The sequence below is a fragment of the Hwanghaeella sp. 1Z406 genome (genome assembly GCF_048892425.1).
Taxonomy (GTDB): Bacteria; Pseudomonadota; Alphaproteobacteria; order UBA8366; family Aestuariispiraceae; genus Pacificispira.
The window spans coordinates 1-24737 of the sequence record NZ_JBLZHU010000001.1; the positions used below are offsets into that span (position 1 = coordinate 1).

Annotated in this window: 26 protein-coding genes; 21 read left to right on the forward strand and 5 right to left on the reverse strand. The window is 53.3% G+C overall.

Annotated elements, in window-relative coordinates; translation table 11 throughout:
* A partial coding sequence (locus ACOSDR_RS00005) for a transposase family protein (protein ID WP_420729994.1) occupies positions 1 to 197 on the reverse strand: 197 nt, incomplete at its 3' end.
* Between the two features lie 14 nt (positions 198 to 211).
* On the opposite strand from ACOSDR_RS00005, the gene ACOSDR_RS00010 reads away from it, so the two are divergent.
* Complete coding sequence (locus ACOSDR_RS00010; protein WP_420729995.1) at positions 212 to 382, forward strand: hypothetical protein; 171 nt, start codon at positions 212 to 214, stop codon at positions 380 to 382.
* Positions 383 to 1351: 969 nt separating this feature from the next.
* Here ACOSDR_RS00010 and ACOSDR_RS00015 read toward each other — a convergent pair.
* On the reverse strand, positions 1352 to 1876 hold the full coding sequence (locus ACOSDR_RS00015) for a molybdopterin-dependent oxidoreductase (RefSeq protein WP_420729996.1): 525 nt from the start codon (positions 1874 to 1876) through the stop codon (positions 1352 to 1354).
* Positions 1877 to 2065: 189 nt separating this feature from the next.
* On the opposite strand from ACOSDR_RS00015, the gene ACOSDR_RS00020 reads away from it, so the two are divergent.
* Positions 2066 to 3322, forward strand: a complete 1257-nt coding sequence (locus tag ACOSDR_RS00020) for an HDOD domain-containing protein (protein WP_420722860.1) — start codon at positions 2066 to 2068, stop codon at positions 3320 to 3322.
* On the opposite strand, the gene ACOSDR_RS00025 is transcribed toward ACOSDR_RS00020, so the two are convergent.
* Positions 3259 to 4278 carry a DNA-binding response regulator gene (locus ACOSDR_RS00025; protein WP_420729997.1) on the reverse strand — a complete coding sequence of 340 codons (1020 nt, stop codon included), beginning with the start codon at positions 4276 to 4278 and terminating at the stop codon, positions 3259 to 3261. The genes ACOSDR_RS00020 and ACOSDR_RS00025 overlap by 64 nt on opposite strands.
* A 124-nt stretch (positions 4279 to 4402) precedes the next feature.
* Here ACOSDR_RS00025 and ACOSDR_RS00030 point away from each other — a divergent pair, with 124 nt between their 5' ends.
* Together ACOSDR_RS00030 and ACOSDR_RS00035 are read left to right on the forward strand one after the other, a co-directional pair.
* Complete coding sequence (locus ACOSDR_RS00030; protein ID WP_420722862.1) at positions 4403 to 5638, forward strand: EAL domain-containing protein; 1236 nt, start codon at positions 4403 to 4405, stop codon at positions 5636 to 5638.
* Between the two features lie 139 nt (positions 5639 to 5777).
* A complete protein-coding gene (locus ACOSDR_RS00035; protein ID WP_420722863.1) occupies positions 5778 to 7061 on the forward strand; it encodes an NAD(P)/FAD-dependent oxidoreductase in 1284 nt (427 codons plus the stop codon).
* Here the strand turns inward: ACOSDR_RS00035 and ACOSDR_RS00040 are convergent.
* On the reverse strand, positions 7054 to 7896 hold the full coding sequence (locus ACOSDR_RS00040; protein ID WP_420729998.1) for a YdcF family protein: 843 nt from the start codon (positions 7894 to 7896) through the stop codon (positions 7054 to 7056). The genes ACOSDR_RS00035 and ACOSDR_RS00040 overlap by 8 nt on opposite strands.
* 157 nt (positions 7897 to 8053) lie before the next feature.
* On the opposite strand from ACOSDR_RS00040, the gene ACOSDR_RS00045 reads away from it, so the two are divergent.
* The 12 genes from ACOSDR_RS00045 to ACOSDR_RS00100 all read left to right on the forward strand — a co-directional run bounded on the left by ACOSDR_RS00045 (position 8054) and on the right by ACOSDR_RS00100 (position 19022).
* Complete coding sequence (locus tag ACOSDR_RS00045; RefSeq protein ID WP_420722865.1) at positions 8054 to 8323, forward strand: phosphopantetheine-binding protein; 270 nt, start codon at positions 8054 to 8056, stop codon at positions 8321 to 8323.
* Positions 8324 to 8328: 5 nt separating this feature from the next.
* Entirely contained in the window at positions 8329 to 8961 is a 633-nt protein-coding gene (locus ACOSDR_RS00050; protein ID WP_420722866.1) for a hypothetical protein, read from the forward strand.
* A complete protein-coding gene (locus ACOSDR_RS00055) occupies positions 8958 to 10538 on the forward strand; it encodes an AMP-binding protein (protein ID WP_420729999.1) in 1581 nt (526 codons plus the stop codon). The genes ACOSDR_RS00050 and ACOSDR_RS00055 overlap by 4 nt, the downstream gene beginning before the upstream one ends.
* Positions 10535 to 11446: a hypothetical protein gene (locus ACOSDR_RS00060; protein WP_420722868.1), complete on the forward strand. Its 912-nt coding sequence runs from the start codon at positions 10535 to 10537 to the stop codon at positions 11444 to 11446. The genes ACOSDR_RS00055 and ACOSDR_RS00060 overlap by 4 nt, the downstream gene beginning before the upstream one ends.
* Positions 11430 to 12017, forward strand: a complete 588-nt coding sequence (locus tag ACOSDR_RS00065) for a LolA-related protein (RefSeq protein ID WP_420722869.1) — start codon at positions 11430 to 11432, stop codon at positions 12015 to 12017. Before ACOSDR_RS00060 ends, ACOSDR_RS00065 begins: the two co-directional genes overlap by 17 nt.
* Positions 12014 to 14332 carry an MMPL family transporter gene (locus ACOSDR_RS00070; protein WP_420722870.1) on the forward strand — a complete coding sequence of 773 codons (2319 nt, stop codon included), beginning with the start codon at positions 12014 to 12016 and terminating at the stop codon, positions 14330 to 14332. The genes ACOSDR_RS00065 and ACOSDR_RS00070 overlap by 4 nt, the downstream gene beginning before the upstream one ends.
* A 13-nt stretch (positions 14333 to 14345) precedes the next feature.
* Positions 14346 to 15548 carry a beta-ketoacyl-[acyl-carrier-protein] synthase family protein gene (locus ACOSDR_RS00075; RefSeq protein WP_420722871.1) on the forward strand — a complete coding sequence of 401 codons (1203 nt, stop codon included), beginning with the start codon at positions 14346 to 14348 and terminating at the stop codon, positions 15546 to 15548.
* Complete coding sequence (locus ACOSDR_RS00080) at positions 15545 to 16324, forward strand: beta-ketoacyl synthase chain length factor (protein WP_420722872.1); 780 nt, start codon at positions 15545 to 15547, stop codon at positions 16322 to 16324. The genes ACOSDR_RS00075 and ACOSDR_RS00080 overlap by 4 nt, the downstream gene beginning before the upstream one ends.
* Positions 16324 to 16776 carry a hypothetical protein gene (locus ACOSDR_RS00085; protein ID WP_420722873.1) on the forward strand — a complete coding sequence of 151 codons (453 nt, stop codon included), beginning with the start codon at positions 16324 to 16326 and terminating at the stop codon, positions 16774 to 16776. The genes ACOSDR_RS00080 and ACOSDR_RS00085 overlap by 1 nt, the downstream gene beginning before the upstream one ends.
* A 52-nt stretch (positions 16777 to 16828) precedes the next feature.
* Positions 16829 to 17620, forward strand: coding sequence for a glycosyltransferase family 2 protein (locus ACOSDR_RS00090; protein WP_420722874.1), 792 nt, complete (start codon positions 16829 to 16831; stop codon positions 17618 to 17620).
* A 100-nt stretch (positions 17621 to 17720) separates the two neighbouring features.
* The gene (locus tag ACOSDR_RS00095) at positions 17721 to 18107 is read left to right on the forward strand and encodes a hypothetical protein (protein WP_420722875.1); all 387 of its coding nucleotides are present in this window, start codon (positions 17721 to 17723) and stop codon (positions 18105 to 18107) included.
* 177 nt (positions 18108 to 18284) lie between these two features.
* Positions 18285 to 19022, forward strand: coding sequence for a Crp/Fnr family transcriptional regulator (locus tag ACOSDR_RS00100; protein ID WP_420722876.1), 738 nt, complete (start codon positions 18285 to 18287; stop codon positions 19020 to 19022).
* A gap of 1 nt (position 19023) precedes the next feature.
* Here the strand turns inward: ACOSDR_RS00100 and ACOSDR_RS00105 are convergent, their stop codons facing one another.
* On the reverse strand, positions 19024 to 19533 hold the full coding sequence (locus ACOSDR_RS00105) for a hemerythrin domain-containing protein (RefSeq protein ID WP_420722877.1): 510 nt from the start codon (positions 19531 to 19533) through the stop codon (positions 19024 to 19026).
* A gap of 221 nt (positions 19534 to 19754) precedes the next feature.
* Between ACOSDR_RS00105 and ccoN the strand changes: the two genes are divergently transcribed.
* Genes ccoN through ccoG form a run of 5 tightly spaced genes read left to right on the forward strand, consistent with a single transcriptional unit; the run spans position 19755 to position 24737 of the window.
* A complete protein-coding gene (gene ccoN, locus ACOSDR_RS00110; RefSeq protein WP_420722878.1) occupies positions 19755 to 21389 on the forward strand; it encodes a cytochrome-c oxidase, cbb3-type subunit I in 1635 nt (544 codons plus the stop codon).
* 12 nt (positions 21390 to 21401) lie between these two features.
* Positions 21402 to 22133, forward strand: coding sequence for a cytochrome-c oxidase, cbb3-type subunit II (gene ccoO, locus ACOSDR_RS00115; protein ID WP_420722879.1), 732 nt, complete (start codon positions 21402 to 21404; stop codon positions 22131 to 22133).
* 11 nt (positions 22134 to 22144) lie between these two features.
* Complete coding sequence (locus ACOSDR_RS00120) at positions 22145 to 22294, forward strand: cbb3-type cytochrome oxidase subunit 3 (RefSeq protein WP_420722880.1); 150 nt, start codon at positions 22145 to 22147, stop codon at positions 22292 to 22294.
* Positions 22295 to 22297: 3 nt separating this feature from the next.
* A complete protein-coding gene (ccoP, locus tag ACOSDR_RS00125; RefSeq protein ID WP_420730000.1) occupies positions 22298 to 23173 on the forward strand; it encodes a cytochrome-c oxidase, cbb3-type subunit III in 876 nt (291 codons plus the stop codon).
* Positions 23174 to 23183: 10 nt separating this feature from the next.
* Positions 23184 to 24737: a cytochrome c oxidase accessory protein CcoG gene (gene ccoG / locus ACOSDR_RS00130; RefSeq protein WP_420722882.1), complete on the forward strand. Its 1554-nt coding sequence runs from the start codon at positions 23184 to 23186 to the stop codon at positions 24735 to 24737.

A 24737-nucleotide genomic window follows, 5' to 3' on the forward strand; every position in this document is an offset into this window, starting at 1 on the left:
GCCGGTCCGTGCGGCATCTCTACAATCTCACGCAGAAAACGCTCCTTGGACCGCGCGAACAACGCCATCTCGACGCAGGTCTGTGCGCCGCACAAGGTCGCTGCCAAGGCGATGAAAACGATCTCCAAAAGATCATGACGCACATTCCCCGCGCGCGGGTCCGGCAAATCCCCAAACGTGTCTTCAAACTGCTCCATGAGGTCCTCCGCAAATGGAAAACCTCCTTAGAATCCTGTTCGCCGCCTATGGCAAATCTGCCATATGCGATTCCCCTGCCCAACACCGGGGGAAGGTTTTCCTGAATGCTGGTTTCCACAGTGACTTTGGCTTTGGTCTGATTGCTGGTCAGAAGCACGGCGTTGCGGATTTCGTCTTCAATTGAGATCAGAGATTTCTTGCCCTGTTCCGGGTGCGCAAAGTGTTTGATGGCTTTAACGATATCCCGAATGCGGATCATGCCCTCCTGGGATTGCTGGATCGCCAGCGGGATTTCCTTTCGAAGATAGTCCAAATCATCAGCGGAGATTTTGCTGGCATCTTCAGTTAAGAGTTCGTCGCAGGCGTCGTTTAGGAATTCCAGATTCGTGGTAACAAATTGTGCCGGTGTGTTAATTTCATGTGCCACACCACCCGCCAGTGACCCTAAAGCCTCAAGTTTACTGCGTTCAGCCGTTTCTTCCGCGAAACGACGCGCAAGGGCTTGTTCTTCCACCTTAAAAGCAGACTGATAGGCCCGTAGGGTCTGCCGGAAGGCAAGGAATATCGCACCACCGATCAGAAGCATATTCACAACAAACAGAAACTGCAGCCAGTTCAGCATTCTTGCGATATCAGCATTGCGGGTCGTGTTTCTGACTGTGGTGAAATTGATTGCCTGCAGGCTGTTACTTTGCAGTAACTCCTCAAATGGCTGTAAATTCTGATGTAATATGGTCGCAATGGCCTGGGGATTACTCCCGACTTTTTCGATCTGCTGATCGATCACTACGACACTGTTTTCCAGTTTGTCCAGTGTGTTAGAGAAGTCGTTGAGCAAGCGTAAGTCTTCAAAGCCATCGCCATGTTGGACCAGTTTTATCCGACTGACCAAAATCTCGTAATTCAGCAACAAATCGTCTGCTGAAACATTATTGTCCCTGGTCGCACCTTCAGATAACCGAAGAGTTGAGATCAACTCCTTCTGAACTTGAAACACAGCCCACAGCAAATTTTCCCTGAATTCGATCGCTTCTTCTTCAATCTGTTGTCTAAACCAAGTGGTAAAGACCAGATAGACAATGGCGAGGGCAATTCCGCCGCCGATCAAACCAATTCGCATGGGTGAACTGAAGGTGCGTCCGGGATTCATGGTTCACTGTACCTTTACAAGCTTAACCTGCCAGACGGCATAGGCCAGATAAGCGTCGGTTCGATACTTTGCGTCATCATCAAAGGGAAAAATGACCCACAAGGGGCCCTTGTCCCGGATCTTGAGACGCTGACCATCCATTTCATAAGCCAGAATGGCATTCGCGTCGGTGAGAACATCAATTGGCATGGATGCTGTATAGTCATTAAGTGCGGTGACGGATAATGTCTCACCAGAGGCTTTTACTGCATCCAGCAAGGCTTTCACTGGAATCCCGACAAAGTTAACTGTGCCAGAGGTCCATGGGGTTGCCGTCGTAATCTGTTTGGGTCCCAGTGCCATCAACTGATCAATATCAAAATAGGCGCTGGTACCGTCCGTCGTCGCATCGATCATTCCGGTCACTTCCAGAACTTGCTTGCCCGTTGGGGCTGGAAGCTGGTCTTTCGCATGGCTGACTTGAACCCCGACGGATGCAATAAGCAACAGCGTTGCGGCGATCAGTCCATATAGGGAGTTTTGTTTCATGGTCGTCTCCTAATGTTTGTGTGGCCTGTAAATGACGCGTGCTGCTCAGAAGTAATATCCTCAAATAGGGACAACTTTAGCGAAAATATATTTTTCGCCGTAACACATCATGTCCTCATTTAGGGATAGCGCGATAGAAAACCTTTTGCCAGAAAGGCACACGGGACAAACTAAAGATCGATGTTTTCGATGGATACGGATCATAAGCCTGTTATCTTAATAGTAGATGATGAGCCTAATATTCTTCAGGGGCTTCGTCGTGCGACGCGTGGCCAAAGGAATATCTGGTCTATGGAGTTTGCAGAAGGTGGGAGACAGGCCCTAAACAGGCTTGAAAAGGGCGCCATCGATGTTTTGGTTTGTGATATGCGTATGCCCGATGTTGATGGCGCTAAAGTCCTGGCAGCGACCGCGAAGGCATATCCAGAAAGTATTCGCATAATTTTGTCGGGATTTGCGGAAAAGGATGCAATGCTGGACGGACTGGCAAGCGCGCATCAGTTTCTGCCAAAACCCTGCGATTCTGAAACCCTGATTAAGGCCATCGAAGCGTCGCTGGCACTCAGGGATTTGCTGCCCATTCATGCACTGCGTCAGTTGGTCGGAAAACTTGCCATCCTCCCGATACCGTCTGAACGATACTTTCAGCTTATCCGTGAACTGGATCATCCGATTGCATCAGCCAAGTCGGTTGGCAGCGTTCTTGACAATGATTTAGGCCTGGCAACGCTTGTGTTGCGTCTCGTCAACTCGTCGTTCTTTGCCATACCCTATCGAGTTACAAAATGTCGGGATGCTGTAGAATTATTAGGATTTGAGACGATCCGCGCCCTGGTCACGCTCAGCGAGTTCTATCTACGGGCTGATATGGATCCAGCTTTGGTTAAGGAAAGCCAGGCTTTGGCCCAGCGATCTTTAAAGATTGCCAGCATGGCGCGCCAGATAGCAGAAAAAATGGGCTGCAGTTCGGAGGTCGTTGAAGATGCAGCAACAGCGGGGCTGTTATGTCATATTGGAACAGTGGTGCTTCGGCTTAACCGCCAGGTCGATTTTAAGCAGATTCAAATCCAGACAGAAAAGCAGCAAAAATCAATTAATGACATTGAAACAGAGGTTTTTGGGGCAGGACATGCTGCTTTAGGGGCCTATCTGATTGGACTTTGGGGTTTCTCAAACTCGGTGGTAGAAGCTGTTGCTTTCCATCATAACCCAACTGCTGCCCGACAGCATGAAAAGGGCTGTCTGGCTGCGGTCCACCTAGCGCAGGCATTGGCATGCTCTGGCGATGCGATAGAGTCTGATGCGGTGGCAGAAGGCGACCCGGCGCAAAATGACACAAGGATGCCCGGTCTTGATAAGGCCTATCTAGAAGAAATAGGTCTTCATGAATTATCGCTTGTTGAATTAGCCAATGAAATCAATATTGTCCGGACCAGTTCTGATTGACGCGTAACATCCAGTTTTGAAAAAATGTTCTTTAAGTAAGTGCGTGCAGAGGCGCGTGTGAGTCCGCATTCCTGGGCGGCATCTTCCAATGACATCCCTCCAGCCAATGCGGCTGCAAGACGAGATTCAGATACCGTCAACGAAAACATATCCATCAGTAACTTTGGGTTGGGTCTGGTCACTTGATCGTCTGAAAACAAGAATAAGCAGACCAATCGATTATTGGTGGTACTTTCTGCTTCATAGGGCTGAACAGTCACCCGCAAGGGTTTTCCGTCCGGGGATAGCACCGTCAGGGCCGTCATTTCCGAAAGATTGCTTGCCTTGGCAATTGCTAGGTGCAGCCGTTCGGTTTCTTTCGTATTCGCAGCCCGGCAGAATCCGTTTGCATCCAAAGACAGTCCGACGTGCTCTGTAAGCATACGACCAGCCTTGGCATTGGTGAACAGGGCATGTCCGTCCGAATCCGCGACCAGTACACCATATCGAATCAAATCCAAAGCGCCTGCGGACAGGCTGTCGACCATTTTTGAACCAGCCATCCTGGCTGTGTTGGGTTGGTCGTCAGCACGCCGGCGGCGCGTTGATAATGCCTCTTCAATGCCATCGATTAGAATGTCCAGGCTGCAGGGCTTTACATAATACCTGAAGACATTGCCGTCGTTGATGGACGCGATGGCAATATCGAAATCGGTAGATCCGGATAATACGATACACAATGTACCAGGACAGCTTTTGTTAATCTCGCGCGCTAAATCCAGCCCATTCATTTGGGGCATGCGAATATCAACAACCACTACCCGGGGTGGCTTTGCCTTGAAATTCTGTAGCGCTTCAATGGGGTTCTCAAAGAATGCTAAATCCCAGTTCGGGCGCTGTTTTTTTAAACCTCTGCGAATACCAGACAGAATTTTTGGTTCATCATCTACGAAGGCGATACTTGGTAATACACTCATAAGCACCCATCCAAAGTCCGATTGTTTCGCTCTGTTATCGGAAAAATTGCCCTCAAATGCGGATAGAGGCAGCCACGCTAACATGACACAAGAAGCCATGAATTTACCAGCAGGATGAAACGTGATGACAAGGGTGCTGATTGTTGACGACGATGCCTTTATTCTTGAAGGGATAAAACGCATTGCCGGACAAAATTTTGAAGTAGACATCGCAAATAGCGGTCAGGAAGGCCTTCACATGCTGACGGCGGATGGGCCATATGCGGTTGTCGTCAGCGATGTGAGCATGCGCGGCATGTCTGGAATAGAATTTCTGGAAATGGCGCGATCTGTGGCCCCCATGACCACGCGGGTGATCATGTCAGGATATGCGGATCAGGAAATCTTGTCTGCGTCGATTAATCGGGCTGCCGTGTTTCGCTTCTTAAACAAGCCATTTTCTCGCAAAGAGTTCTTCGATTGTTTGAATGAAAGCGTCACGGAATATACGCGCACTGTTTCAAGCCAGTTGGGCATGTCTAAGAATGAGTTGGATCAGAAATGGATCCTGACCGAACTGGATAAGGCCGATTTTGATCGCGACTTCACTGTTCGATATCAGCCGCGCGTCCTGTCTGGTTCTGGTGTATTACACGGTTTAGAGGCGTTGATTCGTTGGAACCACCCGGAACATGGCCCCATTTCGCCAATGGAGTTTATTCCTGTTGCCGAACAAGGGTCGTCGATCCGGGAATTGACCCAATGGGTTTTACGCAAGGCCTGCCAAACCTGGACTGACTGGCAGTATCAGCATTCAATGGATGTTGCGATGTCCGTGAATATATCACCGGTCCTGTTTTCTGACCCGGGGCTGGTTGGCATGGTTCGCAACACCATTTCGCGCAGCGGCATTGATCCCAACAAGTTAGAGTTGGAGATCACAGAAGGCCTGGATCTACATGACTATGATTTAGTTCAGGATAAAATTGCAGGCCTGAAATCTCTAGGGCTGCACTTGTCTATTGATGATTTTGGAACCGGATTCGCCTCTATGAGCTATCTTCAGTCACTGGATGTCGATTGTATCAAAATTGACCGATCCTTCGTGACGCATGCGCCTGATAAAGCAAAGGATTATTCCATCTTAAAGTCGGTCAAGGATCTTGGGCAGCAATTGGGGTTGAAAACTGTTGCTGAAGGAATCGAGAATGATCGCCAGGCACAGACAATATGCGAACTCGGAATTGATGAGATGCAAGGCTATCTGTTCGCCAAACCCTTGTTAGCAGAAGATATCGTACCTTGGATTGAGGGCAGAACAGCGCTTATACCCAATGTAACGACAGAATTGCCACAATCACTGCTCCTCAAATGCGCATAGTCTTTCACAGCGATGGTTGCTTTCAGGAAACAATGGTGCGCCACGGCGGCAGTCTTGTGCTGTTAAAGTGTCGCCGTGTAGGGTGTTGGTCGGGTCGGCGGTGCTGGCTGATTTCCTGATAGTTTCATAAGGCTGTGAAATGACGCTTTCATGCGATGTGCTGGTGATAGGGGGCGGACCTGCAGGATCGACTGTATCCACATTATTGGTTGAACGTGGTTTTTCAGTCTTGCTGGTGGAAAAGGACCGTCACCCCAGATTTCACATCGGGGAATCCCTGTTGCCACGCAATTTGCCTATTTTGCGGCGGTTGGGGGTTGAAAACCGCCTGCGTCACATCGGTGTGACCAAGCATGGGGCGGATTTCTCTGGCAATGAGGCGGAAAGCCACGTCGTCTATGATTTTTCCGAAGCCATGGCCCCGGATGAACCTTCTGCTTTTCAGGTTCGGCGCGCTGAATTTGACGAAATGCTGTTGGACAATGCCTCTGAACGGGGCGTTCAGGTGGTGCAGGAAACCAGGGTAACGGGCATTGAATTGGACGCGGACCCTGTTACAGCGTCAATCCTGGGCACAGATGGCACAGCACGGCAGATAACGGCCCGGTTTGTCGTCGATGCATCGGGCCGTGATACTTTTCTGAGCCAGAGATTGGATCTGAAACGACGCAACAAGCGCCATAAGAGCGCGGCTGTGTTTGGCCATTTTTCAAACGTGGTGCGCCGAGAGGGTGAAGAAGCCGGGAATATCAGCATTTATTGGTTCGATCAGGGCTGGTTCTGGCTGATCCCGCTGCAGGATGGTTGCACCAGTGTTGGGATGGTGTCTGATCCCGGATATCTGAAGCAGCGAGATGGGGATTTACAAAACTTGTTCTGGCAAACGGTCAGCAACACTCAGGGCGTGGCGCAACGGCTGGAAAATGCCCAGCTTTTGGGAGAGATGCGCGGGACCGGCAATTTCTCATACCAATCGACTGAAATGACGGGGGAACGATTTCTGCTTGTCGGGGATGCCTATGCTTTCATAGACCCGGTGTTTTCCAGCGGCGTCTATCTGGCGATGCAGGGTGCCGAGTATGCGGCAGAGGCCGTGGAGGGTATTCTGACCCAGCCACAGGCCGCCCTGCGCCATCGGCGGCGCTATGAAAGGCGCGTGAGAAAGGGGTTGCGGGCGTTTTCATGGTTTATCTATCGCTTTACCGATCCGGCTTTGCGCCATCTGTTTTTAAATCCAACGCGACGGTTCCAATTGCGTCGGGCGGTGATATCCGTTCTGTCAGGGGATGTGTATGGTCGCACCCGAATATGGCCGCAATTGCTGGTGTTTCGACTGGTGTATCATGTCGCCAGCTTGTTCTTCTGGCGTCAGCAAAAAGCACATCGCGCACGGTTGGATAAGGTGGAACATACCGTTAGCTGATTCTTGCCAGCATGCCCTTATGGCGCAGCAGGCGGGCTATCCAATAACCTGTATAATACCAATGGATATAGGCCGCTTCCAGTAACAGCTTCCCGCATTGCGACAGGGACCAGGGGATTTCGTCCTCTGCGGCACATAATGGATAGTTCAGGCCCAGTCCGCGCGCCATGATCTGTAGACGCGCTATGTGATAGCGATTGGTTATCATCACGGGACGGTCAGTTCCGGGGGCGAGCGCAGATCGAAGATAGGTCAGGTTTTCCAGAGTGCTGCGGGACCCATCTTCGCAAAGAATGGTGTCGCCGGCCAGATGCTGGGCCAGCAACCAATCACGTCCGGCTTGCGATTCGGTCGGAAAATGTGGCCCGCGAGTCGCCCCCCCTAGGATCAGGATGGGCAGGATGTTAAGCGTTATTGCGCGGCGCAGCCTTAAGATGTAATCATCCGGCAGACTGCCATCCGCGTTCAGACACACCCCCAGTACAACAATCAGGGATCGGTCCGCTTGCAGGGTAGGCGTGAGGTTGCTTGAAGCCAGCCAGGCTTTTCGCAAGACATGGATCAAACACACCAGAAGACTGAGCCCGACTGTCAGGAAAATGACGACACTGGAGATCAACAGCATCGCCAGGCCGTCCGGGCCCATGGATTTATGGCGGGGTTGTGCTGATTTCTCAGGGGGCGTATCTGATGCCGCCGGGCTGGCCCCGTCTGAGGATACAGACGTGGCTGGAGAAATGGGTGTAGGCGTTGGATTGGACGGGGCGCGCGCTGCCAAGAGTCTATGAACCGTTTTTCGAATTTTCGCGTCTTGCTTGGTCAGGAACTGTATCATACTTAAGTCCCATAACACTATAGTCAGCGTCGGCAACATACGGGAATGATTTTCCTTATGATTGGCTTTCTCAGTGGTTTTTAGCTTCTTGAAAATATTAGTACTTTCAGTGACGCGCCAGATAACGTTATAAAGTGGAAAAAATGGGTGGGAAATTGTGTCGGAAAAAACGCCATTTCAGCATGAGATTGCAGAACTGATTGTCACGGCCTTGCATCTGGAAGATGTTGCTGCAGACGATATCGGTTTGGACGATCCGCTTTTTGGGGACGGTCTGGGTCTGGATTCTGTCGATGCGTTAGAATTGTCCCTGGAAATATCAGAGCGTTACGATTGCATGATCCGATCAGATGATCCGGATATTGACGTCTTGTTTGGGTCCTTGCGATCCTTAACAGCAGCGATCGAGACCCGTCGGGGAGAATAAATGCCATGGGCCCCACGATTCTGAGGATTGCCATCCCAGTTTTGACGATCGTTGGTGTTCATATCTGTATCGTAACTGGCAATGGTATTTATGCCTTATCGTGTCTGACCGTGGCAGTGGCTTTACATTTGTTTCTATCCTACCGGGCTGGGTTTGATCGGCGGATACTTTTCATTCTGATCGGGATCATAATGGTCTTGTTGGTCCTTCAGAGTATCATCCTGCAAGGTCAGAAGGATTGGGCCAATATCGTCGCTCTGCCGCCGGTTCTGATCCATGGCTGGTTGGCGTGGATGTTCGGCAGCAGCTTGTTGCCCGGACGCGAACCCTTGATCCGCCGGTTCAGTCGCTTGAGCCGCGGTACACTTCCACCGGAATTGGAAACTTATACGCGGCGACTGACTGTTATATGGACCGTCATGCTGACAATCATGACGGTTGTGTCCCTGTTGTTAGGACTGTTCGCCCCGCTTCCTGTCTGGTCCTGGACAGTCAATATCGCAATGCCGGTTTTTTCCGCCAGTATCTTTTTGTTGGAGCATGCCTATCGGGGTATCGCCTATCACCATCTGGGCAAGAATACCCCCTATCACACGCTGCGCACGCTGCTTCGTCCTGATACCTGGATCGCACAGTGACCATACATCCAATCGTGCTGAGAGACGGTGTCCCGATCAGTCGGGATGACATCGCCCGGCGATCCCATGCCCTGGCGCGGGTTATTGACGCTCTGCCACCGGGTCCAGTCATTCCTCTGTTTCGTCGGGTCGGGGATTTGATGGTGGGCCTGATCGCTGCACAACAGGTCGGGCGCGCTGTGATCCTGCCAAATGATGAGGCTGCATCGGCGGTGCGCATGGTAATAGCCGATAACCCGGGCGCCACGGTTTTATCTGCGCCAAATGAAACAGACTATCGCGAATTTGCGCCCGTTATCGTCGATATGGAGTCTTTGGATTCACCACAATTCGCACCTGATATCATTTGGCGCGATGATGCGTCGGTCATATTGTACACGTCGGGCACAACGGGACGACCGGTTGCGCATTGTCACGGTCGTAATTTTATCCTGGCGGCAATGGCAGCCTGGCGCGATGCCATCGTACCCGATGCGTGCCACACAACGCTGATTTCAACAGTTCCCGGTCAACATATGTTTGGTCTGGAATCCACCGTATTGCTGCCTTTGGGGTGCCCCTGGGTGACGATCCTGGAGGAACGCCCATTCTATCCGGCAGATATCGTGCGGGTGTTGAATTCTGTCACCAATCGCCGTGTTCTAATCACAACACCTCTTCATTTACGGGCCTTAATAGAGCAAAAGGTTGCCCTGCCAGAGATTTATCGGATTGTGACGGCGACAGCCTCACTGGCTCCAGAATTGGCAATTGCCGCAGAGGCAGCCTGTGGCGCACAGGTGATAGAGGTCTTTGGCAGCACTGAAACAGGCATGATCGCAACCAGACATACCGCCCAGAAAACATCCTACACAGTGCGTGCCGATACAGTTGTGACCCTGGCAGACTCGGGATCCGAAGCCTTGGTCGATGCACCCCATTTTAAAACGCCAGTGCCCCTGCAAGATCACCTGCGATTAACCCAAGGCGGGTTTGAGGTGCTGGGGCGGGGACAGGACATGATCAAGGTCGCGGGTAAACGTGCGTCCATGTCGGGATTAAGCGCTATTCTATCGGCCTTGCCAGGCGTGAAGGATGGGGTTTTTGCGATGGGCAAAGAGGAAAGTCCCGGATCGCCAGCGCGCCCGATTGCGGTTGTTGTTGCGCCGACCCTGTCTGCCCATGATATTCAACATGCCTTGCGCCGGGAAATACCCAGTGCTTTTGTACCCCGGCGGATCATTTTTACAGACCAGATTCCCAGGACAAGTCTGGGTAAAGTGCAGGCACAGGCCTTAAAGGGCCTGATAGAAGATAGATCCAGTATGCGGTTTTCAGTTCCAGTCGATCATCCCGCCTTGCCCGGACATTTTCCGGGTAATCCGATTGTGCCGGGTGTCGTAACCTTGGATTACATGTTGAATCTGATCAACTTTGAGGTGCCCTGCATGGTGCAGTCGGTTCGTTTCTACTCAACCCTGAAAGGGGGGGAACCCTGTGATGTAACAGTGGTTCGTGGACAAAATCAGATTACAGTGACATGTCGGGTTGGCGTGCGAAAAATTATGACTGCCAAGCTTGCGGCGGCGCAACAATGACCGCGTTTGGGCGCAACGCCAAGATACAAGACTGGTTGTATCGTAAGGAAAGGGGCAGCCCGTTTCTGATCCGTTTCATCGCGTGGTTGGCGGTTACTGTGGGGCGCGGACCGACGCGGCTATTATTGCATCCGATTGCGCTGTATTTCCTGATTTGTGCACCGCGACAGCGCAGGCAGTCACAGGCGTTTCTGAACCATGCGCTGGATCGGCCTGCGCGCATCGGGGACAGCTATCGCCATTTTTTATGCTTTGCCTCAACAATCCTGGATCGGGTTTACTTCCTGACAGACAGGTCAGACCTCTTACAGGTTGAGTATCAGGGGCTTGAAGCCTTGGATGCGGTGCGTATGCAGGGTCGCGGTGCCGTGCTGGTGGGCGCACATTTCGGCAGTTTCGATGCCATGCGCGCCCTAGCCATCGGTCGCCCCGAATTCAAACTGAAGGTTTTGATGCATGTCGGCGCGGAAAGCAGGATTTCGGCAATTCTTCATACGTTGAATCCGCATCTGAAAGAAATGATCATCCCATTGGGTCAATCCGGCAGCATGCTTCGGGTGAATGAATGTTTGAAACAGGGTGACTGGATCGGTGTTTTAGGGGATCGTGTTGTAATGGAGGGTAAGACCCGCGCGGTGCCATTCCTGGGACAGTCGGCTGATTTCCCCGTGTCTCCCTGGATTCTGGCAGCTGTTTCTAAGGCGCCGGTTGTCATGTTCGCCGGCGTTTATCTGGGTGGCAATCGCTATCAGGTAAAATTCAGACTTTTGTCGGAAGGGAATATATCAGGCCCGGGCGAGCGTGATACAGCCTTCCAGACGGAGGTTGATACCTATGTCCGGACATTGGAAGATTGGGTTCGTGCCCATCCCTATAACTGGTTCAATTTCTATGATTTTTGGGCTTAAAATTTTATGTCTTGTGCTCCTGTTCTTTGGGGGGGCATCTCCGCTGCATGCGGATTGGCCTGGCGCTTGGGGGCTTACCCAATTGGGGGAGGCGCTGGCGGAAGCACCAGAAGGGCGCGTGGCTTTTACGGAAACACGGACGGTTTCCTATCTGGATGCGCCGATCACGTTGTCAGGCTATGTCCTGCGTCAGGGCGATCGAATTGAAAAACACATTGTCTCTCCCATGCAGGAAAGTATCGTAATTGACGGTACCACCGTCCAGGTTGATACGGCGGAAGGGGAACACCACCGTTTTGATATCAATGATCATGGTTTGATTAAAGGCCTGGCGATGGCGCTGAAGGCAACGTTGACCGGCGATCTGAACGGTTTGGACAACCAGTTTGATGTAACCCTGTCTGGTGCTGATTCTGGTTGGCAATTGCATTTGGTACCGCTGGACGATTCTGTTCGGAAAAGCCTGCCGGGACTGACACTGGCTGGTGCGGAAGGAATTGTGGAGACGATAGAGATTGAGGGGGAAAACGGGGATACTAGCATTATGACGCTGCAGCATTCTGTACCGTGAACCCGATTTCTGATCTTACCAAGGGCCGGTTGGTTGCCTTTGTCGTCCTGCTGGCGGTGATGGGTGGGCTGTCCCTGCTTGCCATATCCTGGGTCCGTGTCGTCACAGATATGTCCTTCTTTCTGCCTGCAGAACGCACGGCCCAAACCCAGGCCCTGACGGTCGGGATGCAGCGTCCCGGCAGTTTTATTATGATCAGGGTGACGGGCAGCAATCCAAAAGACCTGGTGCAGGCCAGCGACCAGATAACAAAGGCATTAAGAGAGAATTCGGCCTTTGTGCAGGTGCAGAATGGTCGCCCGTTCCTCTCTCCGGATATTCAGGCTTTTCTGTTGGCGCATCGATATCTTTTGGGACCAGACATTGCGCCATCTGCCTTTTCCACCCGTGGACTACAAGAATCCATTACCGACAGCATCAACCGCCTTTCAACTGTTACCGGCTGGGCCTTCCGGGATCTTTTTCCCAGGGACCCGACAGGGCGCTTGCGACAGGTCGTATCCGGCCTGCAATGGCAGGAAGGGTCAGATCGTGTGGCGGGAATTTGGCAGGACGCGGAGGGGCGGGCGCTGATCCTGGCCCGGCTGCACGCGTCGGCTGGGGATTTGTCGGCCCAGGCCGTGGCCCAGGATGCAATTGGGCAGGCGGTGGAACAGGCAGGTCTTACCTGGGAAGCCAGTGGACCGGGTCTGTTTGGCCTGCGCGCCAGCCAGCGTATTCAAGGGGATATGACCGTGCTGACCAGTCTGGCTGGCGGGGCGGTTGTGATTATCCTGCTCGCAGCATTCCGCAGTCTTGGCCCTGTTCTACTGGCGGGCGTGCCTGTGTGCCTGGGGATCCTGGTGGGCGCTTTGGTGACCCAGGCACTTTTTGGATCGGTGCATGGGGTCGCCCTGACCTTTGGGGCAGTCCTCAGCGGGGTGGCCGTTGATTTTCCCATACACTTGATGGGGTTGCGGCAGCCGGGGGATACTGCCCGCGCGGTTGCACGTCGTATTTCACGCCCAATGATTATCGGGGCCGGAACCACGGCAGTCGGGCTTTTGGCATTAACCCGGTCCAGCTTCCCCGGTCTTGCCCAGATTGGCACATTGGCCGCTGTCGGGGTGGTTACGGCCTTGTTGTGCAGCCTTGTTTTCCTGCCTTATCTGGTGGGAAATCGCGCGTGCTCTCCGGACCCTGGATACATGCAGGCGATTTGGCGCTGGCTGTGCCTAAGACCACATTTGCGTAGCAGGGCTCGAATTGCTGTTGGTGTCCTGTTCATTCTGGCCGTTGGCTTTGCGGTGCAATCCACCACCCCAATCTGGGAGATGGATCTGTCCCGCCTGAATGTTGCGCAACAGGAAGAGCGTAAATTGGATGCAGACCTTCGCCACAGTTTCAAACTTCCCGACGTACGGCAGATGCTGCTGATCGAAGGACCGGATACACAATCGGTTCTGGAACGTCAGGCGACATTGCTGCCCCTATTGGATAAGGCCGTCGCGAATGGTCAGTTGGGGCGATATTTTGCAGCCGCGACGATCCTGCCTACACAGGCGGCACAACATGCAAGGCAGGCTATCTTGCCGGGTCGGCGCGACCTGATGGCGCGGCTGGAAACGGCAACGCGATCCTTGCCTGTTTCTACGGCGACATTTGGTCCTTTCCTCAATGATGTGCTTGATCAGAAAAGCATGCAGACATTAGATGCGGATGCTTTGGCGAACAGCCCGCTGGGGCCGTTCTTTTTGGCGCCCTGGCCTGTGTCGGGCGGATATGCGGGTGTCATCGCACTATCCGCCCCCATTCAATTGCAGGACCCTCGCTTGACGCAGGACCTGATTGATTTGATGCAGGTCGCCGGTCAAATCATTGCTGATTATCGCGAACAGGCAGTCACCCTGTTAGTGGCTGGCCTGGGCATTGGCCTTATGATCCTGATAATCGGGTTGCGCAATGTACGGAAGATCTTGCGGGTCGCGGTGCCGCCTTTTGGGGCGGTGGTTCTGACAGCAACCTTGTTGCTGGCTTTTAATGTGCCGCTAAATCTGTTCCACATATTGGCTTTTTTGTTAATCGCCAGTGTAGGGGTTGATTACAGCTTGTTTTTCCCCGCATATCGCAATCTCGACGCCCTGCATGCGCGAACCGAGTCCGCCCAAGCAACGGCGGTCTTTGGTTTTCGTTCTGTCACATTGTGTTGCATTACGACCGTGACAGTTTTTGGCATTCTTTCCACGTCCAGCATCCCGGTTCTATCCGCAATGGGCATGACCGTGGCCCTGGGCACTGGTTTGAGTTACCTGTTGACCGTGCTTTGCGCAGAGTAATAAGGATTCAGTTGTGAGAACGTTATCACCCTTTGTAACCGCCTATAGCTGCGTTACTGCGATCCGGTTAGGTGTGGGTGGGTTGCTGCAGGCGTTGAGGCACAATAGGGGGGGATTGCGTCGCCTGAACGGTTGTCTGCCGGATCTGGATACCTTTGTGGGACAGGTCGATGGGGTGGAAGATGTCACGCTGCCCAATGCGTTGTCGCAGTATGACTGTCGCAACAACCGGCTTGCGGAACAGGCTTTGGGGCAACCAGGTTTTCTGGAACAGGTCGCTCGTGCCAGACAGGACTATGGTGCGGCACGGGTCGGTGTTTTGTTGGGGACCAGCACATCGGGTATCGCCAGTGCGGAATCCGCGTATCAGAACAAGCGGGATGATGGCACCCTGCCTCAGGATTTCAATTTTCGTACCACCCACGAATTGGCGTCACTCAGCGATTATGTTCGCGAAAGACTGGCGCTGAAAGGGCCGCATTTCACGATTTCAACAGCCTGTTCTTCCAGTGCAAAGACATTTGTGGATGCGGCGCAGTTGATTTCGGCTGGTTTGTGTGACGCGGTCGTCGTCGGAGGGGTCGACAGCCTGTGCGAGACATCGTTGCGGGGGTTCAATGCCTTGCAACTCCTCTCTCCGGAACCGTGCCGCCCGAATGATCGGGCCCGCAAGGGTATTTGTATTGGGGAGGCCGCTTGCTTCATTCTGTTGGAAAAGGAAAGCACAGGCCCTGGCGCAAATATCGTCTTGAGCGGGTACGGGGAAAGTTCGGATGCCTATCATATGTCCTCGCCGCATCCAGAGGGTTTGGGGGCGCGGCTGGCGATGCAACAAGCTTTGGACAGGGCGGGATTGGCACCGGATCAGATCAGCTACATCAACATGCACGGAACCGGCAGTGCCCAAAATGACAGGATAGAAGATGCCGCCATCGCCGCTGTTCTGGGTCAGGATGTGCCCTGCAGTTCGACTAAGGGCTGGACTGGCCACACATTGGGGGCTGCGGGTGGGACCGAAGCTGTGATTGCCCTGATCTGCTTACAGGCCGGTCTTATACCCGGTAACCTGAACATGCGAGAGCCCGATGCGCGGTCCCGTTGCAACCTTGTTCGCGTCAGTCAGGAAAGGCCGCTGACCCATGTCATGACGAATAATTTTGGCTTTGGTGGGAACAATTGCAGCCTGATTTTCAGTCGCCAGGAGGCGGCAGTATGAAAGCGCGGGTTGCGGGAATAGCGGTACTGGGCGCTGGTTTTGGATCCTGGGCAGAAACACGGGCGATCCTGTCTGGTGCGCAAAGCTGGCAGGCGCAGCCCCTGGTGCCGCCCAAGGCGATGGTCCTGCCGCCGAATGAACGCCGCCGGGCCAGCCCCCTGGTGCGCCTGGCGCTGAGTGTTGCACAGGCCGCTTGTGACGATGCCAGACTATCCGGGGCGGATATGGATTGTGTTTTCGCCAGTGCCCTGGGCGATGGCCAGGTCGCACATGCTATTCTGACCGCGCTGTCATCCCCTGAAAAAGCTGTATCCCCGACACAGTTCCACAACTCAGTCCATAATGCGATGGCTGGATATTGGAGTATCGGCGTTGGTAATTATGCGGCATCGACCAGCCTGGCAGCGGGGGATTACACTTTTGGTGCGGGATTGTTAAAGGCGATGTTAACAGTATCGCAGGACAAACGACCCACTATTCTGGTTGCGGTTGATTATCCGTTTCCAGATCCATTGAATGCGACGCGCCCGATAGGTGCGCCCTTCGGTGTCGCGCTGGTCCTTACTCCGGATCATGATACCGGGCTGGGGCCATGCCTGGAGGTGACATACAGTCAGGCGCAGGACGCTACCCCGCCCCGCAATGATGATGTTCGCACCTTATGGAAGGATTGTCCGCCTGCTAAAGCAATACCGTTGCTGGAAGGATTTATCGCACCAACCCGTATCGTGGTGGAAGCGGGATCTGGGTATTTTCTGGATGTTGAGGTTTCCTGATGGATGCTCCCCGTACATCAATCGCGGATCTGATCCCCCATGCCGGGGCGATGGTGCTGCTGCAGGAGGTTTTGCACTGGGATGCGACGGGGGTCCAATGCCGCACGACTTCCCATCTTTCTTTGGGTAATCCATTGCGCAGAAGGGACACGCTTCCTGCCATCGCTGGCGTAGAATACGGCGCGCAGGCTGCGGCGGTTCATGGTGCGTTGATGGGCCAATCTGCAGCGGGATATCTGGTCAGTGTTAAGGATTGCCGGGTGGATACCAAATACCTGTCGGACCACCAGGGTGCCCTGCTGGTTTCCGCGATCCGGCTGATGGCGTCGAACGGTGCGCTTATCTATCGTATCGTGATTGAGGAAGAGTCTGTTTCAGCCCCCCATAGAAGCCTGTTGTCAGGTCAGATCACCGTGATGCTGGATTCGAATGATACCAGCATATCAACTTGAACTTGCACATTGTGTCAGCTACCGTCCCAGTGGATGAGGGGGAGGGGTTTTAATGGGTTGCTCTAAGACCGTTGCCACGGAATTAGCCTTAGAATCAGCCTCGTGGGCACCCAACTCGGCCCTGGCGGTGATTATTCCAGCGTATAACGAAGCCACAACAATTGCGGCTGTTGCGACAGGCGCGCGGCGCATGACGCCGCATGTGATTGTCGTGGACGATGGATCCCAGGATGACACCGCCCTGATTGCGGAACAACTGGATGTTGTCGTGCTGCGTTTGTCAGAAAATCAAGGGAAGGCGGCGGCTTTGATCACTGGTTTTCACTATGCCATGACCCTGGGCGTCCGGGGCGTCGTAACCCTGGATGGTGACGGGCAACATCAATGGGGGGATATCGGCAAGATTTCAGAAGCAGGGTTCGTGGCTGGCAATCGGATTGTGATCGGATCGCGCCTGCATCAGCCCGAGAATTTCCCTAAATCGCGCCTACGGGCCAATCGCATCGCGAATTTCTGGATATCCTGGGCCGCAGGCCATCGGATATCGGATTCACAGAGCGGATTCCGGTACTATCCGATCACGCTGTTGCACATGATGGATTTTTCCAGGCTGCGCAGCAGCGGATTTGTGTTCGAAAGCGAATTGCTGATTGCCGCGGCGCATAAGGGTTTCCCCAGCATTTCAGTACCAATACCGGCGCTGTATGACGGTGAGGTGTTTCGCCCTAGCCACTTTAAGCCGGTGCGGGATATCACCCGGATAGTGGTGATGGTTGCCTGGGCATTGATTCGCCGTGGTATGAACCCGTATGGGCTGTATCGGTCCCTGAAGCCAGAGGTATGAGTGTTACGCTTGGGATAATGCCCCTTGTAAGACAGGGGCAATTATTTCAAGTTCACGCGCACTGATAAAATTCGCAAATTAAAAAAAACAGGAGGAAAGTATGCCTCGTACCATTATCCGATTTTTACTGGTTCTGGCATTCGCTGGCACCTTAGCAGCGTGCCGAACGGCCCCCGTTTACAATGTTGAAAATGATACCTTTACAACAACGGCCCCCTCTCTTGACGCCGCTGCTAAAATGATAAGCAGCGCAGGTTCCAGCCTGGGTTGGCAGATGCAGGAACAAGGCCCGGGGCATATTCTGGGCCGTTTGCCGATCCGGTCACATTTGGCCGTAATCGACATTAATTTCGATGTGGAACGCTACAGCATCCACTACAAGGACAGCACCAATCTGAAATATGACGGCACAACGATTCATACTAATTACAACGGTTGGATCGAGAATTTGCAGAACGCAATTACTGCCCGCAGCAGTGTTTACTAAGGATTGATTCTGAGCGACTTATCGCCGATCTGTTGGAGGCCTGAAATGCAAGGTCCCACCAGGTCGGCGTTGTTCCTTTGCCCTGAAGCGGGGTCGCTGATCACAAGGATTGTATAGCTGTGGCGGGTGTTTCATTATGCTTCGTGTTAGAGTTCATAGCACAAAAGCGGCGGTGTAATGGCAGATCAAGAACGCCTGGATATACATAATTCATCGGTGCCAGTGCTGTGTCAGGCCTGTGAGGCGCGCCATAAAGGTGTATGCGGCGCCATGACTCCTGATGAACTGACGCGGCTTAGTCGGCACACGACGATCAGGCAGCACCCGGCCAAAACTATTCTGGTGACAGAAGAAGAGCCGGTGAAAAGCTACGCAAATCTATTGAATGGAGTGGTAAAGCTCAGCAAAACCATGGCCGATGGTCGCCAGCAGATCGTCGGGCTGCAATTTGCCCCCGACTTCGTAGGTCGCCCGTTTCATGCTGAAAGCCAGGTATGTGCCGAAGCGGCATCGAATGTTACTTTGTGCTATTTCCCCAAAAATACCATCGAGGCCATGTTGAAGGAACAACCTGAGTTGGAGCGGCGGTTGCTGCGTCAGGCCCTGGGAGAACTGGACGAGGCGCGGGACCTGATGCTGACATTGGGCCGGAAATCTGCGGAAGAGAAGCTGGCCAGTTTCCTGTATCTGATCGCCCGACATATTGATCCGACCATTGACATACGCGCCGCCACCGAGGTGACGTTTGATCTGCCCCTGACACGCACAGATATTGCGGATTTTCTGGGGCTGACGATAGAGACTGTCAGCCGTCAATTGACCAAAATGCGTAAAGCAGACGTCATCCGGGTCGAAAACAATCGACATATAATCATACCGGATCTAAGTCGCTTGCGGGAAATATCTGGCAATTGACTTAAAGGTTGACCAGTTTTTGGGTCATGGGAATGTATAAGAAGTCGCGTTCAAATGCGATGTGGCGACGCATTTGTCCGAAAAATCCCCGAAGCATATAACCCGTAACTTCCGCATTCCTCTGATTGCCGCCCGTAATCAGACTGCGCATTTCCTCGCAAATTTCCTCTGCAAAGAACTGGTCCTCCCGGTGCTCTTCACAAAGCCGCGCGATGGCATCGTCCAGGGCGCGGCCGCCGTTCAGGATAAGGCGAGCGTCCCGAAAAAATCTGTTTTCTTCGAAGTGATGGGATGCCGTCATGGATGGCAGAAGATCCTGTGTGACGACCTGACATTCTGCGGTGTTCAGCGGAACCGGCAGGGTATCAGCAATGCATTCCAGGCGATCACACATCGATAACAGCAAATCGTGATAGACGCGCATGGCCGTCAGACAGGCAGACGGGGCGGACTCTTCCCCCTCTATTTGTGCCAGTTTCAATTGGATTACGGTTGAGTCTGTTAGCGACATCTTTCAGGTATCCCTGTCCCTGCATTCTCAGTCACTTGATACAGTGACCTTCTCTCTAAACAGCGACCAGAATGAACGCCAGAAAGTTCTTTTACGTTGATCCAGATCAAGGTCGCGCCATCTCCGGCGCTGCATAATCGAAATGTTGGATAGCCTCAGTTTATCGCGGCGGGGCTGGTCGGCATCGGTGTTGGCCTGATTACCGCAAAAGGGTGAGAGATATGAAATATACTGCAACCGTGATCGCATTAGCCGTTGCTGCGGTTTTAGCCTTGGTCGGGGCGGCGTTAGGGCGGGACGACTTATTCCGGGCGCATTCCGGTATCCTGTTTTTTGTCCTGACCGCTTCGGCGTTTTTCCTTCTGAACCGTGCGCCTCTGTCGGTTTCGACCGATGCGGGGGCAATACCGCTTCGGGGTGCAGAAGATGCACCGCCTAACTATATCGATGGGCCGATCCGCTATGGTGTCATCGCGACCCTGTTCTGGGGTATCGTTGGCTTTCTGGTCGGCATTGTCATCGCCGCTCAATTGGCCTGGCCGGACCTGAATTTTGAACCTTATCTGAATTTTGGGCGGTTGCGCCCCTTGCACACCTCCGCTGTCATTTTTGCCTTTGGTGGGAATGCCCTGATCTGCACCAGTTTCTGGGTGGTTCAGCGCACGTCGCGCCAAAAGCTGTTTGGCGGGGACCTCGCCTGGTTCGTGTTCTGGGGCTATCAGCTGTTCATCGTACTGGCCGCGACCGGTTATGTGATGGGGGTAACACAATCCAAAGAATATGCTGAGCCTGAATGGTATGTGGATCTGTGGCTGACTGTTGTCTGGGTCGCCTATCTGGTGGTCTTTCTGGGTACAATCATGACCCGGCGCGAATCTCATATCTATGTCGCCAACTGGTTCTATCTTTCGTTCATTGTCACTGTGGCGATGTTGCATATTGTCAACAATCTGGCGGTTCCGGTCTCTTTGATGGGATCGAAAAGCTATTCCGCCTTTGCCGGAGTGCAGGATGCGCTGACCCAATGGTGGTATGGTCACAATGCGGTCGGCTTTTTCCTGACGGCAGGCTTTCTGGGCATGATGTATTATTTCATGCCAAAACAGGCAGGTCGCCCGGTCTATTCCTATCGTTTGTCGATCGTGCACTTCTGGTCGCTGATCTTCCTGTATATCTGGGCCGGTCCGCACCATTTGCATTATACCGCGCTGCCGGATTGGGCGCAGACCCTGGGGATGGTGTTTTCAATCATGCTGTGGATGCCGTCCTGGGGCGGTATGATTAACGGCCTGATGACGCTGTCTGGTGCCTGGGACAAGGTGCGTACCGATCCGCTGATCCGGATGATGGTCATGGCGCTGGCTTTCTATGGCATGTCGACCTTTGAGGGGCCGATGATGTCGATCAAATCAATCAACTCTTTAAGCCACTATACGGATTGGACCATTGGTCACGTGCATTCAGGTGCTTTGGGGTGGGTCGGCATGATCTCCTTCGCGGCTGTGTACTTCCTGGTGCCCAGACTGTGGGGCCGCACACAGCTGTATTCCTTGCGCATGGTCAACTGGCACTTCTGGTTGGCGACGCTGGGCATCGTTGTTTACGCGTCTGTAATGTGGGTTTCGGGCATCACTCAGGGCCTGATGTGGCGGGAATATGATGAACAGGGCTTCCTGGTCTATTCCTTCGCAGAAACAGTCGCTGCGATGCATCCCTACTATGCGCTGCGGGTGCTGGGAGGGGGCCTGTATCTCCTGGGTGCCCTGATCATGGCCTACAATATCTATCAGACCATCCGTGGCCGGGTGCGGGACGAGCGTCCGCTCGTTTCCCTCGCGCCGCAGCCAGCGGAATAGGAGAAACCAGAGATGTCTATACTGGATAAACATACAAAACTGGAAACCAACGCTTCTCTGTTGCTTGTGTTCTCCTTTCTGGTGGTCACAGTGGGTGGGATCGTTGAAATTGCCCCATTGTTCTATCTCGACAATACGATCGAGAAAGTGGAGGGCGTGCGACCATACTCTCCCCTGGAACTGAAAGGACGCGACGTTTATGTCCGGGAAGGGTGCTATCTGTGCCATTCCCAGATGATCCGCCCTTTCCGGGACGAGGTGGAGCGTTACGGCAATTACTCACTGGCGGCGGAATCTATGTATGACCACCCGTTCCAGTGGGGTTCCAAACGAACCGGGCCGGATTTGGCCCGGGTTGGTGGGCGTTACTCCAATGATTGGCATGTTCAGCATTTGACCGATCCGCGCTCTGTCGTGCCGGAATCGGTGATGCCGAAATATGGCTTCCTGTTGGACAATGATCTGAAATCCGATCTGACAGCCGACAGCCTGAAAGCAAACCAGATGGTCGGCGTGCCTTATACCGAGGAGATGATCGAGAATGCCACGGCAGACCTGTATGCACAGGCGACTCCCGATGGCGACTGGGATGGCGTTCAGGCGCGATATCCCAAGGCTGTGGTCGGTGACTTCGACGGCAATCCAGACCGGGTTACGGAGATGGATGCGCTGATTGCCTATCTTCAAATGCTGGGCACGTTGGTCGATTTCTCGACATACCAGGCCGACCAGAACTACCGCTGAAGGAGAGGGCTATGGATTACAATGAGTTTCGACATTTCGCGGATAGCTGGGGCCTTGTGTACCTGTTTGTCCTGTTCGTTGGCATCCTGACCTACACATTCTGGCCAACCGGCAAGAAGAAGGCAGATGAGGCCGCAAACATTCCCTTGAAGGACGATTAAGCGATGGGCGATGACAAGAAAAATATCGACGAGATCAGTGGCGTTGAAACCACAGGTCATGTTTGGGACGGCATACAGGAATTGAACAATCCGTTGCCACGCTGGTGGTTATGGACCTTCTATGGCTGTATCGTTTTTGCAATTGGCTATGCGATTTATTATCCCTCGATTCCTCTGGTCAATGAGGCCACGAAGGGTATCAGTGGATATTCCAGTCGTGCAGAAGTGGCGGCGGAATTGCAGGCGGCAACCGACGCCAACAGCCAGCTTGTTGCACAATTAGCATCCATTGATGTCACGGAAATTGCGAATAACGAGGAGCTTGAGCGTTTCGCGATTGCGGGTGGCGCATCGGCTTTCAAGGTCTATTGCTCGCAATGTCATGGGTCGGGCGCACAGGGATTTGTCGGCTATCCCAACCTAAATGATGATGCCTGGCTATGGGGAGGATCGGTCGATCAGATCTATACCACCATCGCCCATGGTGTTCGTTATGATCAGGACGAGGACACGCGCCTGTCTGAAATGCCCGCCTTTGGTCGTGATGGAATTCTGTCGGCGGCGGAGATCCGGGATCTGGCGAATTATGTTCGATCCTTGTCCGGCCAGGACCATGATGCGGCCTCTGCGGAAGCGGCGGTAACGCTTTTTGCGGATAACTGTGCGGCCTGTCATGGAGAAGCCGGAGAGGGAAACCAGGATTTGGGGGCGCCCAATCTGTCCGATGCGGTCTGGCTGTATGGCTCTGATACCGATGCCATCGCATCGCAAATCCAACAGCCTAAGCATGGCGTTATGCCCGCCTGGATGGATCGTTTGGGCGATGTGACAGTCAAGAAGCTCAGCGTCTATGTTCATTCCCTGGGTGGGGGTGAATGATTTTATGAGTATGTCTGGTGAACCACTTGCGCCTATTCATGATGTCGAACCGGTAAATCGGCGCGACAAGCAACAGCCGCTTTACACCGCCCGCAAGAAAATTCATCCCAAGCGGGCGGAAGGCACCTTCCGGCGGTTTAAGTGGTTCGTCATGGCGATCACGTTGGGAATTTACTATGTAACCCCCTGGCTGCGTTGGGATCGGGGGGATTATGCACCGGATCAGGCGGTTTTGATCGATCTGGCGAACCGCCGTTTTTACTTCTTCTTCATTGAGATTTGGCCGCAGGAATTTTACTACGTCGCCGGCATGTTGGTGATGGCAGGGATCGGGTTGTTCCTGGTGACATCGTCGGTCGGGCGCGCCTGGTGCGGCTATACCTGTCCCCAGACCGTCTGGGTTGATCTGTTTCTGGTCGTCGAACGCGCTGTTGAGGGTGATCGCAACAAGCGCATCAAATTGGATAAAGAACCCTTATCCGCCTCAAAGCTTCTGAAACGGGCAACAAAGCATTCTATCTGGCTTTTGATCGCGGTTTCGACCGGGGGTGCCTGGATTTTCTATTTCGCCGATGCACCGACCCTGGCAATGGAGTTCCTTGCTGGGGAAGCCCCGCAAGTCGCCTATATGACAGTCGGTATTCTGACCGCCACGACCTATGTTTTAGGTGGCCTGATGCGGGAACAGGTCTGCACTTATATGTGCCCCTGGCCGCGCATTCAGGGGGCAATGCTGGATGAACATTCCTTAACCGTCACCTATAACAATTGGCGCGGTGAACCCCGGTCACGCCACCAAAAACGGTCGGCGGAGGAAGGGAAATCAATTGGCGATTGCGTTGATTGCAATGCCTGTGTCGCCGTCTGTCCGATGGGGATCGACATTCGCGATGGGCAACAGTTGGAATGCATCACCTGTGCCTTGTGTATCGATGCCTGTAACTCTGTCATGGATAAGGTCGGTCGGGAACGGGGCCTGATATCCTATGCAACGCTGGCGGATTACAATCACAATATGCGCATGGCGATGCCCGATGGTCACAATGCCATTCAGCCGGAACGCGTTCGCAAGGCGGATGGGCGTTTGTCGGATTCTGTGAAGCACACAAATATCCGCTCTATCCTGCGCCCCAGGACAATCGCTTATTTCGTCGTCTGGGCCATGATCGGTTTGGCGATGTCGTATCATGTTGCCAATCGGGGCCGGTTGGAAATGAACGTTCTGCATGATCGCAACCCGTTATTCGTGACTTTGGCCAATGGGGATATCCGAAACGGCTATACCCTGAAAATTCTGAACATGATGCCGGAACCCCGCACTGTGCGGGTTACCCTGTCAGGATTGCCAGGTGCCGAAATGTCCCTTCCTGGCACATCGGGTCATACGGTGGATGTGTTTTATATCGATGTTGAACCAGACACATTGAAAAGCCAGCGGGTCTATATACGGGTGAAACCGGAACTACTGACGGACCCTGTAATTGGTTTTGAATTCATCGCACAGGATATCTTCGGGTCTGAACGGGCCGAATATGAAGCACGCTTTGAAGCAGGAGACAGATAA

What these genes read in the sequence shown, in the direction of transcription:
- ACOSDR_RS00010 (WP_420729995.1), top strand. Translation starts at nt 212, where the DNA reads ATGGAAAACCTCCTTAGAATCCTGTTCGCCGCCTATGGCAAATCTGCC.
- ACOSDR_RS00015 (WP_420729996.1), bottom strand. Translation starts at nt 1,876, where the DNA reads ATGAAACAAAACTCCCTATATGGACTGATCGCCGCAACGCTGTTGCTT.
- ACOSDR_RS00020 (WP_420722860.1), top strand. Translation starts at nt 2,066, where the DNA reads ATGGATACGGATCATAAGCCTGTTATCTTAATAGTAGATGATGAGCCT.
- ACOSDR_RS00025 (WP_420729997.1), bottom strand. Translation starts at nt 4,278, where the DNA reads ATGAGTGTATTACCAAGTATCGCCTTCGTAGATGATGAACCAAAAATT.
- ACOSDR_RS00030 (WP_420722862.1), top strand. Translation starts at nt 4,403, where the DNA reads ATGACAAGGGTGCTGATTGTTGACGACGATGCCTTTATTCTTGAAGGG.
- ACOSDR_RS00035 (WP_420722863.1), top strand. Translation starts at nt 5,778, where the DNA reads ATGACGCTTTCATGCGATGTGCTGGTGATAGGGGGCGGACCTGCAGGA.
- ACOSDR_RS00040 (WP_420729998.1), bottom strand. Translation starts at nt 7,896, where the DNA reads ATGATACAGTTCCTGACCAAGCAAGACGCGAAAATTCGAAAAACGGTT.
- ACOSDR_RS00050 (WP_420722866.1), top strand. Translation starts at nt 8,329, where the DNA reads ATGGGCCCCACGATTCTGAGGATTGCCATCCCAGTTTTGACGATCGTT.
- ACOSDR_RS00060 (WP_420722868.1), top strand. Translation starts at nt 10,535, where the DNA reads ATGACCGCGTTTGGGCGCAACGCCAAGATACAAGACTGGTTGTATCGT.
- ACOSDR_RS00065 (WP_420722869.1), top strand. Translation starts at nt 11,430, where the DNA reads ATGATTTTTGGGCTTAAAATTTTATGTCTTGTGCTCCTGTTCTTTGGG.
- ACOSDR_RS00080 (WP_420722872.1), top strand. Translation starts at nt 15,545, where the DNA reads ATGAAAGCGCGGGTTGCGGGAATAGCGGTACTGGGCGCTGGTTTTGGA.
- ACOSDR_RS00085 (WP_420722873.1), top strand. Translation starts at nt 16,324, where the DNA reads ATGGATGCTCCCCGTACATCAATCGCGGATCTGATCCCCCATGCCGGG.
- ACOSDR_RS00090 (WP_420722874.1), top strand. Translation starts at nt 16,829, where the DNA reads ATGGGTTGCTCTAAGACCGTTGCCACGGAATTAGCCTTAGAATCAGCC.
- ACOSDR_RS00095 (WP_420722875.1), top strand. Translation starts at nt 17,721, where the DNA reads ATGCCTCGTACCATTATCCGATTTTTACTGGTTCTGGCATTCGCTGGC.
- ACOSDR_RS00100 (WP_420722876.1), top strand. Translation starts at nt 18,285, where the DNA reads ATGGCAGATCAAGAACGCCTGGATATACATAATTCATCGGTGCCAGTG.
- ACOSDR_RS00105 (WP_420722877.1), bottom strand. Translation starts at nt 19,533, where the DNA reads ATGTCGCTAACAGACTCAACCGTAATCCAATTGAAACTGGCACAAATA.
- ccoN (WP_420722878.1), top strand. Translation starts at nt 19,755, where the DNA reads ATGAAATATACTGCAACCGTGATCGCATTAGCCGTTGCTGCGGTTTTA.
- ccoO (WP_420722879.1), top strand. Translation starts at nt 21,402, where the DNA reads ATGTCTATACTGGATAAACATACAAAACTGGAAACCAACGCTTCTCTG.
- ACOSDR_RS00120 (WP_420722880.1), top strand. Translation starts at nt 22,145, where the DNA reads ATGGATTACAATGAGTTTCGACATTTCGCGGATAGCTGGGGCCTTGTG.
- ccoP (WP_420730000.1), top strand. Translation starts at nt 22,298, where the DNA reads ATGGGCGATGACAAGAAAAATATCGACGAGATCAGTGGCGTTGAAACC.
- ccoG (WP_420722882.1), top strand. Translation starts at nt 23,184, where the DNA reads ATGTCTGGTGAACCACTTGCGCCTATTCATGATGTCGAACCGGTAAAT.